We start from the raw sequence: 16,011 nt of genomic DNA on the forward strand, positions 1-16,011 counted from the left end.
GACCATGATAGATTTTGGGACAATTGCAACTGCGATGGTAACACCGTTTGATATAAACGGTAATATCGATTTTGCGAAGACAACGAAATTGGTAAATTATTTAATTGATAACGGTACAACAGCAATCGTGGTAGGAGGAACGACAGGCGAATCTCCTACATTAACTTCAGAAGAGAAAGTAGCGTTATATCGCCATGTCGTATCTGTTGTCGATAAAAGAGTGCCCGTAATCGCTGGAACAGGTAGCAATAATACGCATGCTTCTATTGACTTGACTAAAAAGGCAACAGAAGTTGGTGTGGATGCAGTAATGCTAGTAGCACCGTATTATAACAAGCCGAGTCAAGAAGGAATGTATCAGCATTTTAAGGCAATTGCTGAAAGCACGCCGCTTCCGGTTATGCTATATAACGTTCCAGGACGATCTATTGTACAAATCTCCGTTGATACAGTTGTTCGTTTATCAGAAATAGAAAACATTGTTGCTATTAAAGATGCCGGCGGCGATGTGTTAACAATGACAGAAATCATTGAAAAAACAGCGGACGACTTTGCGGTATACAGCGGTGATGACGGTTTAACGTTACCGGCTATGGCAGTTGGAGCGAAAGGTATCGTTTCGGTAGCATCTCATGTCATCGGAAACGAAATGCAAGAAATGATTACAGCATTTCAAGCAGGAGAGTTTAAGAAGGCGCAAAAATTACATCAATTACTTGTAAGAGTAACTGATTCGTTATTTATGGCGCCAAGTCCAACTCCAGTAAAAACAGCGTTACAAATGGTTGGATTAGATGTAGGTTCTGTACGTTTACCACTTCTTCCATTAACAGAAGAAGAAAGAGTAACGTTACAATCTGTAATGCAATCTATTCCTCGTTAATAAAAATGACCTAGTGTGGAACTAGGTCATTTTTTTATTGATATGAAAATGTTTGAATCTGTTTTAATGTGAATCTTTTGTAAAATGATTTTAGGCTCGCCTTTCTCGTCTGTATATGACCCTATATAGAAAACATTTTATGTTGAAAACGAGTATATTACGCTACGCGTTCTCTACTGGCTAAAGTATGATATGGTCCTTTCGTTAATTTTGTTTCAACCTCTTGTTCTCGATAGTGACTGTCAAATCCCGCTAAAAATTTAACCTTATTAAATTTTTAGCGGGATTTTGTAATTCATAGCTTTTTGTCATGTAATGCAATGTTTATAAGAAAAGGATCTTACATCTTTAATTTTGTTGAAAAGTAGTTGCTGGTACAGAAAATACTTTCGGTTATGTTTTTATAGGAATTGCCTCAAATATGACGTAATCTATAAAAAAGCTTCATTTTATAAGTGTTTTTGTGCGATTCAAGAAAAAAATCTAGGAAATCCATCAAATGAAAGTAATTTAAAGTATTTAGGGTAGTTTTTTCCAAATAACATGGAGTATAAAAGCAGCGGAAATAAGCCATATACTTTTAGTGCTGTTCCTTTCTTTTACTTTTTCTTTCGCACGATTTAACTTGTGTTCTATTTCTTGTATCAGGTATAATATGGCTAAGTAGCTTAGTACGGGTATGCTTAGCAAAATTGGTAAAAATTATAATTTAATTACATTTTCATATCATATCGAATAAGATATTTGATTTATATAATGAAAGAGAGGTGAAACCTGGTTTAAAAAATAAACAAGGACATGATATCGCATAACGGTAAGGACATTCGTCTTGGACGGTGAATATATGGTGGTTGTAGAGTTTCCCCTGGTGTCTCTGCAATTTTAGTGAAATCAGTGTTTGCAAGATTTTTAAACCAGGCAACAACATGAAGAGAAAAGAGAATGAGTCTGTTAAAGTATTTGCTCTTGGTGGAGTAGGTGAAATCGGGAAAAACATGTACTGTGTTGAAATTGATTCTGAAATCTTTATTGTGGATGCAGGGTTAATGTTCCCGGGAGATGAAATGTTTGGAATTGATATCGTTATTCCTGATATTACATATTTAGTGGAAAACCAAGAGCGAGTAAAGGGTTTATTTATTACTCACGGTCATGAAGATCATATTGGTGGTATTGTTTACGTACTTCGTAAATTATCTATTCCAGTGTATGCAACGAAATTAACAGTAGGACTTATACAAGAAAAACTTGGCGAAGCGGGTATGTTAGGTCGTGTAGACTTAAAAACAATCGATTCAAATTCAACAGTAGAGTTTAATACTACAACGGTGTCATTCTTTGGAACGACACATAGTATTCCAGATTCTGTTGGTGTTTGTTTCCATACATCAAAAGGTGCAATCGTATATACAGGAGACTTTAAATTCGATCAAACTCCAATTGGAAATAGTGGAGCAGACCTTGGGAAAATGGCTCAAATTGGAAATGAAGGCGTACTTTGCTTATTATCTGATAGTACAAACGCAGAGCGCCCAGGTTATACAGGTTCTGAAAAAGAAGTTGGTGTAGAAATTTCTAAAGTGTTCTACGGCGCAGAAGGTCGTATTATCGTTGCTTCATTTGCATCGAATGTACATCGTATTCAACAAGTATTTGATGCAGCTGCCGAAACAGGGCGAAAAGTAGCGGTAGTAGGACGTAGTATGGTGAAAGTAGTAGACATTGCAAGACGTCTTGGTTATTTAGATGTTCCAGAAGGTATGGTTATTTCATTACAAGAAGTAGACAACTTCCCAGAGAAAAAGGTAGCTATTTTAACGACAGGTAGTCAAGGTGAACCGATGGCTGCTCTATCTAGAATGGCAAAACAAGCACATAAACAAATTTCAATTCGTAAAGGTGATACTGTTATCATTGCTGCTTCGCCAATTCCGGGTAATGAAATATCTGTATCAAAAATTATTGATTTGTTATTTAGAGCTGGAGCTGAAGTTGTTTATTACGGCGAAAGAAAAGTTCATGTTTCAGGTCACGGTAGCCAAGAAGAATTAAAATTAATGTTAAATTTAATGAAACCGAAGTACTTTGTACCCGTACATGGTGAGTTCCGTATGCAAAAAGCACATGCGTATTTAGCTGAAGATGTAGGTATTACAAGAGAAAATATCTTTATCGTAGAAAAAGGCGATGTAATTGCTTTTGGTGACGATGAAGCGAACTTAGTCGGTAAAGTACAAGCTGGTAATGTTTTAATTGATGGATTAGGTGTAGGTGACGTTGGTAATATCGTTCTTCGAGATAGAAAGATGTTATCTCAAGATGGAATATTAGTAGTAGTTGTAACGCTTGGTAAAGATGAAAAGAAAATTATCTCTGGTCCAGAAATCATTTCACGTGGTTTCGTATATGTTCGTGAGTCAGAAGCGTTAATTGAACGATCTACAGAGATTGTACGTATGATTGTTGAGCAGTCAATTAAAGAATATTCGATTGAATGGTCAATGTTAAAACAAAATATTCGTGAATTATTAGGACAGTTCTTGTACGAAGAGACAAAGAGAAAACCTATGATTTTACCGATTATTATGGAAGTATAAAAAAGATCACCCTTATGGGTGATCTTTTTTTTCTTTTTAACCCTATCGAATGAAATTTATAACTTAAGAAATAATAGTTATATACGAGTGAAAGGGGATGCGAAATGACAGAACGTGATCGATATACAAATGAAGAAAAAGAAACTGAGCCAAAAGAAGCTGGAAAAGAGGCTTCAATAGTAGAAAAAATTCAACAGCTTGGACAGACAAATGTACCACAGATGAATGAATCACGTATTCATTGTTTAACGATTATCGGACAAGTGGAAGGTCATGTTCAATTACCGCCGCAAAATAAAACAACAAAATACGAGCATATCATTCCGCAAATTGTTGCGATTGAACAAAATCCGAAAATTGAAGGTTTGCTTTTAATATTAAATACGGTTGGAGGTGACGTTGAAGCTGGACTAGCAATTTCAGAAATGGTAGCTTCACTTTCAAAACCAACAGTATCTCTAGTTTTAGGTGGGGGACATTCCATCGGTGTACCGATTGCTGTTTCTACTGACTATTCGTTTATTGCGGAAACTGCGACGATGACAATTCATCCAATTCGTTTAACAGGTCTTGTCATAGGTGTGCCGCAAACATTTGAGTATTTGGATAAGATGCAAGAAAGAGTTATTCGTTTTGTGACGAAGCACTCGAAAGTAACAGAGGATCGTTTTAAAGAGCTTATGTTTGCGAAAGGAAATTTAACGCGAGATATTGGGACGAATGTAATTGGTGGAGATGCAGTAAAGTACGGTCTTATAGATGATGTTGGTGGTATTGGAAATGCGATTCGAAAATTAAACGAATTAATAGATGTTCGCGCGGAAGGTAGTGCAGAAGGGACAATGTTACAATGATTTTATATACAATTATGCCAGAGCAACTTGTGTATCCGGCCGATTATTCACAATGTGAAAGTCAAAAAGTTGTAAATATAAATGGTGTGGAATTAATGGTTTCTGAAGAGGAACATGGGTGTTATTCTATTGTACGTGTGCTAAGTACGGACCCACTTCACTATTTAGAGTTTGAGCCCGGTCAGAAAATAACCTTTTAGCAAAAAGAAGGATTTTGTTTAGAAGCTATGGTATAATATAAAAAACAAGACGGTTGAGCAGCCATGAGTAGGCTGCTTTCTTCTGTTTATTTAGCATTTTACAAGAAGTGTAAAAATAGAAGATATAAAGACCTGAAAAATAGAGAAAACAGACATATAAATAGAGCATTTTTAGGGGAGCTTTACTTATATGTAGAACACGAGGTGAAGAAATGGCAAAACAAAAGCAAAGAGGGACGAAGGCAAAGGCAAGACGTACGATAAAGCCAACCTTGTATTATGAAATCGTCGGTTTAACTCTTTTTGCACTTTCAATCATTACGATTTTACAGCTAGGCGTTGTAGGGAAATCGTTTGTGTTATTTTTTCGCTTCTTCTTTGGTGAGTGGTACATAATTGGTGTGTTAGGTGTAATAGCTTTATCGGTTTCCTTTGTTATAAAACGCGGATGGCCGAACCTTTTAAATAAACGGTTAATTGGATTTTATTTAATTGTATTGGCAATATTAATGTTTAGTCATATTACATTATTTAACCTTCTTACAAAAGATGGAGCAGTGCAAAATACTTCTGTTATTGTGAGTACGAAAGATAACTTCTTTCTTGAAATGAAAAAAGGGCCAGATAGCGTTCATTTAGGCGGTGGTATGTTTGGTGCGCTTATGTTCGCGACATGTTACTTCCTATTCGACGAAGTAGGAGCCTATATCATTGGGATTATTTTAGTTATTCTCGGGGTACTCTGTATAACAAATAAACATATTGGAGAAGTGTTAGCTCCAGTTGGTAGAATTCTTAGAAGTCAATTTCAAGTGATGCAAGTGGATTATAAAGATTGGAGATCCAAAAGAACGGCTGAACAAACAGAAAAGAAAAAAACAACAAGAAGTACAAGAAGCAAACGTGCTGCAGAACAAGAAGAAGTGATTGAGCCGATGGAAGAAATCCAAATTGATCCGCCAATTATTTCAAATTTCACTGAGAATTATCCTGCAAATGAAGAAGAGGATAAACGAATTGAAGTAGAGCAAGAAGATTTGATCACTTCACCGTTTATTGAAGAGACTCCACCAATTGAAGAATCAAAGAAAAAGCGTGGAGAAAAAATCGTTGAATCGTTAGAGAGTGAAGCGCAAGCACCTCCTATGCAATTTTCAAATGTAGAAAATAAAGATTACAAGCTTCCTTCACTTGATATATTAAAATTTCCAAAGAATAAGCAAGTTACAAATGAAAATGCGGAAATTTATGAGAATGCTCGTAAATTAGAACGTACATTCCAAAGTTTCGGAGTGAAAGCGAAAGTAACAAAAGTGCATAGAGGTCCTGCAGTTACAAAATATGAAGTGTATCCTGATATGGGGGTAAAGGTAAGTAAAATTGTCAGTTTAAGTGATGATTTAGCCCTTGCATTAGCTGCAAAGGACATTCGTATTGAGGCGCCAATTCCCGGGAAATCAGCTGTAGGGATCGAAGTTCCGAACTCAGAAGTTTCGATGGTAACGCTGAGGGAAGTTCTTGATTCTAAGGCTAACAATCATCCGGAAGAGAAGTTGTTAATTGGTCTTGGCCGAGATATTACAGGTGAAGCTGTATTAGCCCGTTTAAATAAAATGCCCCATTTACTCGTAGCTGGTGCGACAGGGAGCGGGAAAAGTGTATGTATTAACGGTATTATTGTTAGTATTTTAATGCGTGCAAAACCACATGAAGTAAAATTAATGATGATTGACCCGAAAATGGTAGAGTTAAATGTATATAACGGTGTGCCTCATTTGTTAACACCAGTTGTAACTGATCCGAAAAAAGCATCGCAAGCATTGAAAAAAGTTGTGAGTGAGATGGAACGTCGTTATGAATTGTTTGCTCATAGTGGTACACGTAACATTGAAGGATACAACGATTATATAAAAGAGCATAATAGTCAATCAGAAGCGAAACAACCCGAATTACCGTATATTGTAGTAATTGTGGACGAGTTAGCAGATTTAATGATGGTTGCTTCGTCTGATGTAGAGGATGCGATTATGCGTCTAGCGCAAATGGCTCGTGCTGCTGGTATTCATTTAATTATTGCAACGCAACGTCCGTCAGTTGACGTTATTACGGGTGTTATTAAAGCGAATATTCCATCACGTATTGCATTCGCTGTATCTTCTCAAACAGATTCTCGTACAATTCTTGACGGTGGTGGTGCAGAGAAGCTACTAGGTCGTGGCGACATGCTGTTTATACCAATTGGTGCATCGAAACCTGTACGTGTACAAGGTGCATTTTTATCAGATGATGAAGTTGAGAGAGTTGTAGAATATGTTATTGGACAGCAAAAAGCACAATATCAAGAAGATATGATTCCGCAAGATGTTCCTGATACGAAGCAGGAAGTAGAAGATGAATTATATGATGAAGCGGTTCAACTTGTAGTGGAAATGCAAACAGCATCTGTTTCTATGCTACAACGTAGGTTTAGAGTAGGTTATACGCGAGCTGCTCGTCTAATTGATGCAATGGAAATGAATGGTGTAGTAGGTCCATATGAAGGTAGTAAACCGAGAGAAGTACTCATTAATGATGTACAAGAAAAAAGTTCTTAAAAAAGCCTAATTGTTTTTACAATTAGGCTTTTTTATATAGTGTTTTTGTTATATACTATACTCAGCAATAAAGAAAGGGCTTACATTTAGAGGGTATCTTTAGAATACGAATACTTTGAGTATGTTTTATGTAAATGTTCGATATTTAATGCAGAAAAATGTTGGATTTTGTTGACACGTATGAGAGCAAGTGGTAAGATTACTTCGAAAAGAATCACTGCCTCATATAATCTTGGAGATAAGGTCCATAAGTTTCTACCTGGCAACCATGAATTGCTAGACTATGAGGGGAAAAGTGTGTAACAAAGGATGTAAAGGATCTTTGTGCCGAACTTTTTCTCGAAATGAGGAATGTTTATGGTGCAAAGTTTTTTTTATACAGTAAAGAGTGAAAATTTCATTTTAAAAAATTATTATTATTTATTCGACAATTGCGCTTATTTTTAGTGGTTAGTCATTTGTACTATGTTGTAAGTTGAAAAAAGAGAAAAGAAGTCTTACATCAGAGGTCGAATAATTGAAATGCGGGGGAGTCTTATGTCAGTAAAATCCGATAGTCGTCACCTATATTTACGGGTGATTGATCACATCAAAGAAAAAATTAAAGATGGGGCTTATAAAGAACGACAAAAGTTACCATCAGAGTTTGATTTAGCGAAAGAACTTGGCGTAAGTAGAGCGACTTTAAGGGAAGCGTTACGTATTTTAGAAGAAGAAAATGTTGTCATTCGTAGACATGGTGTAGGGACATTTGTAAATGCAAAGCCATTATTTTCTTCTGGAATAGAACAACTTTCTAGTATTACAGATATGATTTCTAGTGTGGGGAAAACACCAGGAACGATCTTTTTATCATCATCTACTACAACTTTAACAGAAGAGGAAAAAGAGAAGTTTAATAGTGAAGATGGTTTCAATGCAGTGATGATTGAACGCGTGCGTACAGCAGATGGGGAACCTGTTGTATATTGTATCGATAAACTTGCAAAAGAAATATTGCCAGATTTATCGGGTTACAATGAGGAGTCATTATTAACGGTGATACATAATAACACGCATAAGCGCATAACATATGCGGTTGCTCACATTGAGCCAATTGGCTATCACCCTAAAATCTCACCGATTTTAGAATGTGAGCCTGAAACAGCACTGCTTGTATTAAAACAAATGCACTATGATCAAAATGATGAGCCAATCTTATATTCTATCAATTACTTTAGAGCTGATAAGTTTAGCTTCCACGTATTAAGAAAGCGTATGTAGGTAAGTTCCTTTTTAGGGAGGTGACAGCAAGAAGTAAGGGACAGCAGCGAAAGAATAAAAAAATATATATCATTTTTGGAGGGGTTTCTAGTATGAAGAAAAAAGCAGGTCTTTTATTATCATTAACATTAGCAGCAAGTACAGTTTTAGGTGCATGTGGTAACTCGGATAAGGCAAGCAGTGATAAGAAAGACACGAAAGACTTCAAGGTCGGTATGGTAACGGATGTTGGGGGCGTTGATGACAAATCGTTCAACCAATCGTCTTGGGAAGGACTAAAAAAGTTTGGTAAAGATAACGGATTAAAGGAAAAGACAAATTATCGTTACCTACAGTCTGAAAAAGAAGCGGATTATATTCCAAACTTAAAGAAATTTTCAAAAGATAAGTATGATTTATCTTTCGGAATTGGTTATAAATTAGAAGGTGCAATTAAAGAAGTAGCAAAAGAATCTCCAAAACAACAATTTGCAATCGTTGATACTGTAGTAGATGCACCAAACGTAACGAGCATTACATTTAAAGATCATGAAGGATCATTCCTTGTAGGTGCGGTAGCAGCTATGTCAACAAAATCGAATAAAGTAGGATTTGTTGGTGGGATGAAGAGTGATTTAATTAGTAAATTCGAAAATGGATTTAAAGCGGGTGCAAAAGCAGTAAATCCAAACATTGAAATCGTATCTGAATATGCAGAAGCATTCGATAAACCTGAAAAAGGTACAGTTCTTGCATCAGCAATGTATGGTCAAGGCGTAGACGTAATTTATCATGCTGCTGGTGGTACAGGTAACGGTGTATTCACTGAAGCGAAAAACCGTAAGAAAAAAGGTGAAAATGTTTGGGTAATCGGTGTTGACCGTGATCAAAACCAAGAAGGTATGCCTGAAAACGTAACATTAACTTCAATGGTAAAACGTGTAGATATCGCTGTTGAAAAAGTAGCGCAAGAAGCGAAAGACGGTAAGTTAAAAGGCGGTAAAGTAGAAGCGTTTGGTTTAAAAGATGACGGTATTGGTATTTCAAAAACAACTGATAACGTGAAAAAAGTTAACCCTGAAATTTTAACAAAAGTAGAAGAATTTGAAAAGAAAATTACAGACGGTGAAATTAAAGTACCGGCTACAGATAAAGAGTATAAAGAATATGAAGCTTCTCTAAAAAAATAAATAGAGAAATAGCAAAGGTTAGTTCATAGAACTAACCTTTGTATGTATAAAACTTCCGAATTGCTTAATAAGTTAATAGTGTAATAGGGAATGTTCCCTGTTAAAAGGAGGAACACAATGGAATACGTAATTGAGATGAATAACATTACGAAAGTATTCCCAGGCATTGTAGCGAATGATGATATTACGCTGCAAGTAAAGCAGGGTGAGATACATGCTTTACTTGGAGAAAATGGTGCAGGGAAATCCACATTGATGAATGTACTATTTGGTTTGTACCAACCAGAACAAGGTGAAATTAAAATTAAAGGAAAGTCTGTAAATATTACCAATCCGAATGTGGCAAATGACCTTGGTATTGGAATGGTTCATCAGCACTTTATGCTTGTTCATAATTTTACAGTTACAGAGAATATTATTCTCGGAAATGAACCGAGGAAAAAAGGGAAAATTGCTGTTGAGGAAGCTGCTAAAGAAATTCAAAAACTGTCTGAACAATACGGTTTAGCTGTAGATCCATATGCGAAAATACAGGATATTTCAGTGGGTATGCAACAGCGTGTTGAGATTTTGAAAACTCTTTACCGCGGTGCAGAAATTTTAATATTTGATGAACCGACAGCTGTGTTAACACCACAAGAAATTCATGAGCTAATTCAAATTATGAAAAAGCTTGTGCAAGAAGGAAAATCTATTGTTCTTATTACACATAAGTTGAAAGAAATTATGGAAGTTTGCGATCGTTGTACGATTATTCGTAAAGGAAAAGGAATTGGAACGGTTGACGTTGCAAATACGGATGAAAATAAACTTGCAGAATTAATGGTCGGACGTCAAGTGAATTTTAAAACAGAAAAAATAGACGCGAAACCAAAAGAAGAGGTACTTTCAATTGCAAATCTTGTTGTTCACGATGCACGTCAACTACCTGCTGTAAAAGGCCTTGACTTAACTGTTCGTGCGGGGGAAATTGTTGGGATTGCAGGGATTGATGGAAATGGACAAAGTGAATTAATAGAAGCAATTACTGGTTTACGAAAAGTTGAGTCAGGTTCTATTGCAATTAAAGGGAAAGAAATAACAAATTGGCCTGTTAGAAGAATAACAGAAGAAGGAATTGGTCATATTCCAGAAGATCGTCATAAACACGGACTCGTCCTTGATTTTTCTGTTAGAGATAATATAGTTCTGCAAACGTACTATAAGAATCCGTTTTCAAAGAAATGGATTTTAAATTTCAGCAAAATTACAGAAAAAGCAAAGGCTCTTATTGAACAGTTTGATGTACGTACACCTAGTGAGCAAACTTTAGCACGCGCTCTATCTGGGGGAAATCAACAAAAAGCAATTATTGCACGTGAAGTAGACCGTGATCCAGATTTATTAATCGCAGCACAGCCAACACGTGGTTTAGATGTAGGAGCAATTGAATTTATTCATAAGAGATTAATAGAGCAAAGGGATAAAGGGAAAGGTGTATTACTTTTATCACTAGAGTTAGATGAAATCTTAAATGTTAGCGATCGAATTGCTGTTATTTATGAAGGGAAAATTGTAGCAATAGTTGATGCGAAAGAAACGAATGAACAACAGCTTGGATTGTTAATGGCTGGGGGAACAAAGAAGGAGCAGGTGGGTACAAATGGCTAAAAAACTTTTAACAGAACGAACGATAAATATTTTAGTCCCAGTACTATCCGTTATTTTTGGCTTACTTGTCGGAGCGATTGTAATGTTAGTTAGTGGTTATGATCCAATTGTAGGTTATAGTGCACTTTGGACAGGGATGTTCGGTAGCGCAAGTGCGATTGGTGAAACGCTTCGTACAATGATACCGCTTATTCTTGCTGGTTTATCAGTGGCGTTTGCATTTCGTACAGGTTTATTTAATATCGGGGTAGAGGGTCAATTGCTAGTTGGTTGGCTTGCAGCGGTTTGGTTCGGTTATGCAGTTTCACTACCAGCTTTCCTTCATATTCCATTATCTATTTTATTCGCAGCATTGGTAGGAGGAATTTGGGGCTTCATTCCTGGATATTTAAAAGGAAAGTTTCAAGTTAATGAGGTTATTGTAACAATTATGATGAACTATATCGCATTATATGTAACATATGACATCATTAAGCGCTTTTTACATGAAGGTAATGATAAAACGTATGACATTAAAGAGAGTGCATCACTATCTTCAGACTGGCTTGCTAGCATTACTGATGGTTCGCGTCTTCACTGGGGAATTATTGTAGCAATATTAATCGCTATTTTAATGTGGTTCTTATTAGATCGAACAACTTTAGGCTACGAATTAAAGTCGGTAGGATTTAATCAGCATGCTTCTCAATATGCAGGTATGAAAGTTTCTCGTAATGTAGTATTCTCCATGACAATTGCTGGTGCATTTGCGGGGATTGGTGGAGCGATGGAAGGATTAGGAACATTCCAGAGTATGACCGCGATGTCTTCGTTTACAGGAGTAGGATTTGATGGGATTGCCGTAGCATTACTTGGAGGGAATAATCCGTTTGGTATAATCCTTTCAGCTTTATTATTTGGTGGTTTGAAAAGTGCTTCCCCTCAAATGAACTTTGAGGCAGATGTACCATCAGAGCTTATTAATGTAATTATTGCATGTATCATCTTCTTTGTTGCATGTAGTTATGTGTTAAGATGGGCGCTTACACGCATGAGCAAGGAGGGGAAATAAATGAGCTTTTTAGATATATTAGCCATTCTTGTGACAGGTACGTTATATACATCGGCACCTATCATTTTCACAGCACTAGGTGGAGTATTTAGTGAACGATCGGGTGTTGTAAATATCGGATTAGAAGGACTAATGCTATTTGGTGCATTTATTGGAGTTGTTACAAACTTATTAATGGGTGATACTTGGGGAACGATGACCCCGTGGATTGCGTTATTATTTGCGGCAATTGGTAGTGGATTATTTGCATTACTTCATGCGGTAGCTTCTATTACATTCCGAGCAGATCAAGTTGTAAGTGGTGTAGCAATTAACTTCTTATCTCTTGGTTTAACGGTATTTGCAATTAAGAAGATTTTTGATAAAGGGCAGACTGACTTTATTCAGTATCGTATTGAAAAGATTGATATTCCAGGCCTTTCGGATATTCCGGTTTTAGGGAAAATATTTTTCTCGAATGTACCAATAACGTCGTATATTGCCATTATTTTAGCATTCGTTGTTTGGTATGTTATTTATAAAACACCGTTCGGTCTTCGTCTACGTGCTGTTGGTGAACACCCAATGGCAGCGGATACGATGGGGATTAACGTATATAAAATGCGCTATATTGGAGTCTGTATTTCAGGAGTGTTTGCTGGAATTGGTGGAGCGATTTTTGCAATGTCAATTTCTAATAACTTCTCAGGGGCAACTATTACAGGACAAGGTTTCTTAGCTTTAGCTGCTATGATTTTTGGAAAGTGGAATCCACTAGGCGCACTAGGTGCAGCTCTATTCTTTGGTTTTGCGCAATCTCTTAGTGTAACGGGCGGAACAATTCCTGTATTAGATCAAATTCCAAGTGTTTTATTAACGATATTACCATATGTATTCACAATATTAGCGCTTGTTGGTTTTGTAGGTCGTTCTGAAGCTCCGAAAGCATTAGGAACTCCTTATGAAAAAGGAAAACGATAAGTATTTTATAAGTATAAAAAAGCTCGCACATTAGTGTGGGCTTTTTTACATAGAATATATTTAATACGGAATTTTACTATGTTCCTTACATATTAAAGTTTTTAGAAAGAATCATATGTAAGCATAATAAGGGAGAAAAGTTGATTTTTTATTTCTAAAAACTGTATATTGAAGAGGAATATTCCTATATACGTAAAGGAGGGCTATAAATGAAACTAATGGAACAACAACTACATGAGTTAGGTGGTTTGCGCGTACATATTATTCCGACTGATAAATATAAAACGAATACCTTTGTATTTCGTTTTAAAGCGCCTTTAAATGAGGAGACGGTGACAGAGCGTGCCCTATTGCCATACGTATTGCAAAGTGCCACAGAAAAATTACCTTCTGTAATTCGTCTTCGTCAATATTTAGAAGAATTATACGGGTCTTCTTTAGCGGTAGATGTAAGTAAAAAAGGGGAAGACCATATTATCTCCATTTATGTAGACATTGCAAATGAAGTTTATTTACATGATGCACCACCGTTATTTGAAAAAGCGCTTTCTATGTTGTCTGATATTGTGTTACATCCAGCAACCGAGGGGAACGGTTTCCTATCTTCTATCGTAGAAAGTGAAAAAAGAGCACTGTTACAGAGAATTGAAGCTACTTATGATGATAAAATGCGTTATGCAAACGAGCGTTTAATTGAAGAAATGTGCAAAGTAGAACCGTATCGTTTAAGTGCAAATGGAAAAAAAGAGAGTGTTGCTTCTATTACAAATGAAAGTCTGTATCAATATTATCAAAAGGTGTTAGCGGAAGATGAGATGGATCTATATATTATTGGTGATATTTCAGAAAACGCCGTTGATCTTGTAAGTAAGTATTTTTCTATTTCAGCTCGTCCAGTGAGAGAAAGAAATGTACTCCTTCATAGACGAAATAATGAAGAAAAAGAAGTTGTTGAAAAACAAGAATTAAAACAAAGTAAATTACACATCGGTTATCGTACATTTGTCACATATAAAGATGAAGATTATTTTGCATTGCAATTGTTCAATGGATTGTTTGGTGGTTTTTCTCATTCGAAGTTATTCGTAAATGTGCGTGAAAAAAATAGTTTAGCGTACTATGCAGCATCGCGCTTTGAAAGTCATAAAGGTTTATTATTTGTTATGTCAGGAATCGAAGCGAAAAATTATGAAAAAGCAGTTGAGATTATTAAAGAACAAATGCTTGCGATGCAAAACGGAGAGTTTTCTGAAGAAGAAATACATCAAACAAAAAGTGTCATCCAAAATCAAATATTAGAGGCGATTGATACACCGCGTGGATTTGTAGAAATGCTATATCATGGTATTATTTCAGATCGTACACGTCCAGTTGAAGAATGGCTTACAGGTATAGAAAGTGTAACAAAAGAAGAAATTGTAAAAGTAGCTAAAAATATTGAACTAGATACAATTTACTTTTTACAAGGAACGGAGGGAGAGTAAATGGAAAAAATTGTTTATGAGCAATTAAAAGAAACACTCTATTATGAAAAACTTCCTAATGGATTAGATGTATATGTTTTACCGAAACAAGGATTTAATAAAACATTTGCGACGTTTACGACGAAATATGGTTCAGTAGATAATACATTTGTACCATTGGGGAAAGAAGAAATGATTCGTGTGCCTGATGGGATTGCACATTTTCTTGAGCATAAATTATTTGAAAAAGAAGATCACGATGCTTTCCAATTGTTTAGTAAACAAGGAGCATCGGCAAATGCTTTTACATCCTTCACACGAACAGCTTACCTTTTTTCATGTACTTCAAACGTAGAACAAAATTTAAATACATTGCTAAACTTCGTGCAAGAGCCTTATTTCTCTGAAAAAACAGTTGAAAAAGAGAAGGGGATTATTGGGCAAGAAATTCAAATGTATCAAGATAACCCAGATTGGCGTTTGTACTTTGGGTTAATTGATAGCTTGTTTGTAAAACACCCAATTAAAATTGATATTGCAGGCACAATCGAATCTATTAGTAAAATTACGAAAGATTTATTATATGAATGTTATGAAACATTTTATCATCCGAGCAATATGTTATTATTTGTTGTGGGTGCAATTGATCCAGAGAAAACAATGGATTTAGTACGTGAAAATCAAGCGGAAAAAGATTATAAAAACCAGCCAGAAATTGTGCGTTCATTTGAAGAGGAACCAAATGAGGTAAATGAAAAGAAAAAAATTATTTCAATGCCTGTGCAAACACCGAAATGTTTAGTTGGTATTAAAGCGACTAATTTAAAAGAAAAGGGGCAAGCGCTTTTAAAACAAGAAATTGCGCTTACGTTACTCTTAGATTATTTATTTGGAAAAAGTTCTGTTCATTACGAAGCTTTATATAATGAAGGACTTATTGATGATTCATTCTCGTATGACTATACAGAAGAAAATAACTTCGGTTTTGCAATGGTTGGTGGTGATACGAAACAACCTGATGAATTGGCAGATCGTTTAAAAGATATTTTATTCAAAACAGATTATGATCAATTAGATGCGGCGGCATTAGAACGAGTGAAGAAAAAGAAAATTGGTGGTTTTTTACGCTCGTTGAATTCACCAGAATATATTGCAAATCAATTTACACGATATGCGTTTAATGAATCTAGTCTATTTGATGCATTGACTGTATTAGAAGGGCTGACGGTTCAAGACTTACAAGAAGTAGCAAAATTATTGTTATCAGAAGAAAAAATGAGTGTTTGTCAGGTGTTACCGAAAAAATAACATTTTAAAGATACCCTCA

At 35.8% G+C, this 16,011-nt stretch carries 12 protein-coding genes and 1 riboswitch; all 12 genes read left to right on the forward strand.

Features of this window, described 5'->3' with window-relative positions; all coding sequences use genetic code 11:
• The first annotated feature begins 4 nt into the window (after positions 1 to 4).
• Entirely contained in the window at positions 5 to 883 is an 879-nt protein-coding gene (gene dapA, locus ASE54_RS07720) for a 4-hydroxy-tetrahydrodipicolinate synthase (protein ID WP_000564763.1), read from the forward strand.
• Positions 884 to 1,809: 926 nt separating this feature from the next.
• Positions 1,810 to 3,480, forward strand: a complete 1,671-nt coding sequence (locus tag ASE54_RS07725; RefSeq protein ID WP_000823089.1) for a ribonuclease J — start codon at positions 1,810 to 1,812, stop codon at positions 3,478 to 3,480.
• 104 nt (positions 3,481 to 3,584) lie between these two features.
• Entirely contained in the window at positions 3,585 to 4,334 is a 750-nt protein-coding gene (gene tepA, locus ASE54_RS07730; protein ID WP_000139825.1) for a translocation-enhancing protein TepA, read from the forward strand.
• Entirely contained in the window at positions 4,331 to 4,534 is a 204-nt protein-coding gene (locus ASE54_RS07735) for a YlzJ-like family protein (RefSeq protein ID WP_000605020.1), read from the forward strand. Before tepA ends, ASE54_RS07735 begins: the two co-directional genes overlap by 4 nt.
• Positions 4,535 to 4,746: 212 nt before the next feature.
• Positions 4,747 to 7,128 (forward strand): DNA translocase FtsK, encoded by a 2,382-nt coding sequence (locus ASE54_RS07740; RefSeq protein ID WP_001118795.1) that lies wholly within the window; start codon positions 4,747 to 4,749, stop codon positions 7,126 to 7,128.
• Positions 7,129 to 7,330: 202 nt separating this feature from the next.
• Positions 7,331 to 7,432, forward strand: a riboswitch (purine riboswitch).
• A gap of 233 nt (positions 7,433 to 7,665) precedes the next feature.
• Complete coding sequence (locus ASE54_RS07745; RefSeq protein WP_000114182.1) at positions 7,666 to 8,391, forward strand: GntR family transcriptional regulator; 726 nt, start codon at positions 7,666 to 7,668, stop codon at positions 8,389 to 8,391.
• A 92-nt stretch (positions 8,392 to 8,483) separates the two neighbouring features.
• Positions 8,484 to 9,560, forward strand: a complete 1,077-nt coding sequence (locus ASE54_RS07750; protein ID WP_000725767.1) for a BMP family protein — start codon at positions 8,484 to 8,486, stop codon at positions 9,558 to 9,560.
• 117 nt (positions 9,561 to 9,677) lie between these two features.
• Positions 9,678 to 11,210 (forward strand): ABC transporter ATP-binding protein, encoded by a 1,533-nt coding sequence (locus ASE54_RS07755; protein ID WP_000456929.1) that lies wholly within the window; start codon positions 9,678 to 9,680, stop codon positions 11,208 to 11,210.
• A complete protein-coding gene (locus tag ASE54_RS07760) occupies positions 11,203 to 12,261 on the forward strand; it encodes an ABC transporter permease (RefSeq protein ID WP_001085255.1) in 1,059 nt (352 codons plus the stop codon). The genes ASE54_RS07755 and ASE54_RS07760 overlap by 8 nt, the downstream gene beginning before the upstream one ends.
• Complete coding sequence (locus tag ASE54_RS07765) at positions 12,262 to 13,221, forward strand: ABC transporter permease (RefSeq protein WP_000008857.1); 960 nt, start codon at positions 12,262 to 12,264, stop codon at positions 13,219 to 13,221.
• 209 nt (positions 13,222 to 13,430) lie between these two features.
• A complete protein-coding gene (locus ASE54_RS07770) occupies positions 13,431 to 14,705 on the forward strand; it encodes a pitrilysin family protein (protein WP_000772416.1) in 1,275 nt (424 codons plus the stop codon).
• A complete protein-coding gene (locus ASE54_RS07775; RefSeq protein WP_000411971.1) occupies positions 14,706 to 15,992 on the forward strand; it encodes a pitrilysin family protein in 1,287 nt (428 codons plus the stop codon).
• The last annotated feature ends 19 nt before the right edge of the window (positions 15,993 to 16,011 follow it).

It is taken from the genome of Bacillus sp. Root131, from assembly GCF_001429475.1.
Classification (GTDB): Bacteria; Bacillota; Bacilli; order Bacillales; family Bacillaceae_G; genus Bacillus_A; species Bacillus_A thuringiensis_S.

Excerpts from the sequence above, each read along its gene's own strand:
- ASE54_RS07760 (WP_001085255.1), top strand. The coding sequence starts at position 11,203 with ATGGCTAAAAAACTTTTAACAGAACGAACGATAAATATTTTAGTCCCA.
- ASE54_RS07755 (WP_000456929.1), top strand. The coding sequence starts at position 9,678 with ATGGAATACGTAATTGAGATGAATAACATTACGAAAGTATTCCCAGGC.
- ASE54_RS07735 (WP_000605020.1), top strand. The coding sequence starts at position 4,331 with ATGATTTTATATACAATTATGCCAGAGCAACTTGTGTATCCGGCCGAT.
- ASE54_RS07750 (WP_000725767.1), top strand. The coding sequence starts at position 8,484 with ATGAAGAAAAAAGCAGGTCTTTTATTATCATTAACATTAGCAGCAAGT.
- tepA (WP_000139825.1), top strand. The coding sequence starts at position 3,585 with ATGACAGAACGTGATCGATATACAAATGAAGAAAAAGAAACTGAGCCA.
- ASE54_RS07745 (WP_000114182.1), top strand. The coding sequence starts at position 7,666 with ATGTCAGTAAAATCCGATAGTCGTCACCTATATTTACGGGTGATTGAT.
- dapA (WP_000564763.1), top strand. The coding sequence starts at position 5 with ATGATAGATTTTGGGACAATTGCAACTGCGATGGTAACACCGTTTGAT.
- ASE54_RS07740 (WP_001118795.1), top strand. The coding sequence starts at position 4,747 with ATGGCAAAACAAAAGCAAAGAGGGACGAAGGCAAAGGCAAGACGTACG.
- ASE54_RS07725 (WP_000823089.1), top strand. The coding sequence starts at position 1,810 with ATGAAGAGAAAAGAGAATGAGTCTGTTAAAGTATTTGCTCTTGGTGGA.
- ASE54_RS07765 (WP_000008857.1), top strand. The coding sequence starts at position 12,262 with ATGAGCTTTTTAGATATATTAGCCATTCTTGTGACAGGTACGTTATAT.
- ASE54_RS07770 (WP_000772416.1), top strand. The coding sequence starts at position 13,431 with ATGAAACTAATGGAACAACAACTACATGAGTTAGGTGGTTTGCGCGTA.
- ASE54_RS07775 (WP_000411971.1), top strand. The coding sequence starts at position 14,706 with ATGGAAAAAATTGTTTATGAGCAATTAAAAGAAACACTCTATTATGAA.